This window comes from Moorena sp. SIO3I6, assembly GCF_010672095.1.
The window spans coordinates 1-2,976 of the sequence record NZ_JAAHHU010000516.1; the positions used below are offsets into that span (position 1 = coordinate 1).

Genomic DNA, 2,976 nt, shown 5'->3' on the forward strand with positions numbered 1-2,976 from the left:
GACCCAATGGTGCGGGTAAGACAACTACTATCAATATCATCTGTAACTTACTACGAGCGGATAGTGGTGCGATCGCAATCAATAACCAACCAGTGTCCGAGGCAACGAAAAAGCTGATTGGGGTTGCTCCCCAAGAGAATTTACTGTATCAAACCCTTAGTTGTCAAGAAAACTTGTATTTCTTTGCTCGTCTGTATGGGTTAGATGGTCAGCAGTGCTCTAAACAAGTTTACACTGCCCTTGCTGCGGTCAATTTATTAGAGCGGGCAAAAAGTCCGGTGGAAACCCTCAGTGGTGGGATGCAGCGACGGATGAATATTGCTGTTGCTCTAGTGCATCAGCCGAAATTACTTATTTTAGATGAGCCTACCACAGGCTTAGATATTGAAGCCCGATATGAAATTTGGGACTTGATTCGACGTCTTCAGGGCCAGGGAATTACTATTTTGCTGACCACTCATTCCCTTGATGAAGCAGAACGTCTTTGCCACAGAATTGGCATTCTTAAACAGGGACAGATTGTAGCAGAGGGGAGTTTGGTTGAGTTACGGCAAAAGATTCCGGCTCAAGAAATTGTAGTAGTAGACACCCCTCAAGAAGAACAAGCGATCGCTCGTGCCCAAGAATTAGGCTTTACTCATCGCCGCTATGGCAATGATTTAGCGTTTTGGCTACCAGAGTCTTTAGACCTGAAGGACATTATGGCATGTTTTGATGGGATTCCCCTCGATTCCATTGCTCGTCAACCAGTGCGGCTTGAGTATGTCTATGTAGAGGTTACATCAAATCTGGGAAATAAGTTAGTGGTTAGTCGTTAGTGAGAGTGTGTTGATCTCTAGTGACTACTGTAGGGGCGAACAGCTGTTCGCCTCTACTAACCACCAACAAAAAAAGAACAAGCTGGATATTTTGGGTGATTAACGATAACAATCTACAAACCATTCCCTTTGCTAGACAGCTGAGCCGCAACTTTCCTGAATACGTACAGCAAGCCTTCTGATGACAAAAGACTCATCTGGGCCAGGATATAATCAGCTAAGTGAGTAGTTGCTGACAGCACAATCAAACCCGATTCTTGGTCAAGCAAGCGCTCAATCAATTCAGCCTTTTCCTCTACAGATAATGTTTCGGCTAGACGCCAAACGCTATCAACCTTATTAGGCTTGGAGTTAATGTCAATTACGCAATTCTTATACATTGCCTTAGTGCCCTTCAATAACTGATGGGATTATAGAATTGCTGAGTTGACCGCCGTAACCGTAAATGTACTTAGAGAAAATAGACCAGCCCTGGAATTGTAAGTAAATTCCTCAAGGTTAATCAACCTGTTAGGGTTAATCAATGTTTTGTCTTCAGAGGGATATTATAACCCTTTTTTTCAGGATTTGTCACGATTTCCAGATATCAAGGCAGAGCCTTTGTTGGATTACAGCTAATCAAACCTATTGTGAATGACTCGATGCTGCTGGCTTTGGCAGTGTTACGATCCCTGAAATCTGTGAAGATGCCTCAGATAACTGATGCTATCTAGTTTATGGGCGTTACCTAGGTAACTGTGATTACCTAATTTTAACTAAAACTTGAACAAGTTTACGCTTAACTTTACGAAGACTTTAAATAAAAGTATTTTTCTTTAAAAAAAGAATTGATAAATTGATAAATAGTCAAGTCAAGCAAAATATCAAAAACATTCAGGGTAAAAAAATAAGACACCTTAAGGTATTTTAATTTTTCAGGAATACTCCAAAATTTAAATGTTGATTTATAGGGGAAGCTACGAAAAAATTATCGGTTTTACGAGTCTGATTTAGGGTGTATCAACTGGTGTATCAACTGGTGTATCAACTGGTGTATCAACTTCTGATGCCTTGAGGTGAGCTTAGTCTAAATTTGTTTGTCTGCAATGACCTTCTTGTGTCAATCATGTAATCTACCAAAGACAAAATCTGATGACTACTATTTTTGGATTTGAGACTGGCAACTTCATAAATTGGAACACTATCGGCGATGCCAGCATTGAGACAGCGGCATTTGGCAGTATCCCTTCTCAGGGAAAATTTCAGGCTTTAATTACTAATGATGTCGGTTCTGTAAGTGATAGCGCACTTGAAAACTTCTTGGGGTTCAACCCAGGCAGTATAGATGGTTTTAGCAATGGAGATGCCAAAGAAGGATCCGCTCTCAAGTTACAACCTATTACAGTCAACGCTGGGGATGTTTTGAGCTTCGACTTTAACTTCCTCACTGATGAGCTTACCCCTGACTCCACCTTCAAGGATTTTGCCTTTGTCTCCATCACCCCAAAGGTTTTATCTAACCTGGCAGATACCAATAGTTCATTTCTGCTGTCTCCTACAGGATTTCGTGAGGAAACAGACTACGATACCTTTACCTACAAATTCCCAACTGCTGGCACTTATCTAGTAGGTATGGCAGTGGTGGATGTAGAAGATGAGTTGTTGGAATCCGCGCTACTAGTGGATAACTTAAGAGTTGTGCCGAAAGATGAAGTAATTGTAGGCACAAGCAACGGTGAAACTCTTTTCGGCACTGCTGATAATGACACCATCTACGGTCAAGGTGGTAATGACAGAATCTTTGGCAGTGAGGGAGTAAACATTCTCTATGGTGGTGCTGGGGATGACGAGATTTTCGGCGGTTCCAACCCTGACACCATTTATGGCGGCACTGGTAATGACGAGATTTTCTCTTCCGGAGGCAATAACACAGTCTATGGGGGTATCGGTAATGACCTCATAGACACTGGCACTGGTAATGATTTAGTAGTTGGTGGCTTTGGCAACGATACGATCAGGCTTGGGGGTGGTGACGATATTATTGCCCTAGAAGCACGCAAAGGAACTGATACTATCATTAACTTTGAGGCTGGTAAGACGTTGCTAGGTCTGTCTGGTGCCTTGACTTTCAGTAACTTGAGGTTTAACCAAAGTGGCAGTGATGTCCAAATCTCTGCTA

3 protein-coding genes are annotated in these 2,976 nt (G+C 42.1%); 2 read left to right on the forward strand and 1 reads right to left on the reverse strand.

Translation table 11 applies throughout. The annotated features are described in order from the left end of the window. A partial coding sequence (locus tag F6K49_RS38815; protein ID WP_293105818.1) for an ABC transporter ATP-binding protein occupies nt 1–818 on the forward strand: 818 nt, incomplete at its 5' end. A gap of 113 nt (nt 819–931) precedes the next feature. Here F6K49_RS38815 and F6K49_RS38820 read toward each other — a convergent pair. Further along, nucleotides 932–1,198, reverse strand: a complete 267-nt coding sequence (locus tag F6K49_RS38820) for a hypothetical protein (protein ID WP_070394685.1) — start codon at nt 1,196–1,198, stop codon at nt 932–934. Between the two features lie 751 nt (nt 1,199–1,949). On the opposite strand from F6K49_RS38820, the gene F6K49_RS38825 reads away from it, so the two are divergent. Then, nucleotides 1,950–2,976 (forward strand): calcium-binding protein (locus F6K49_RS38825; protein WP_293105823.1); only part of this gene is annotated, 1,027 nt, incomplete at its 3' end.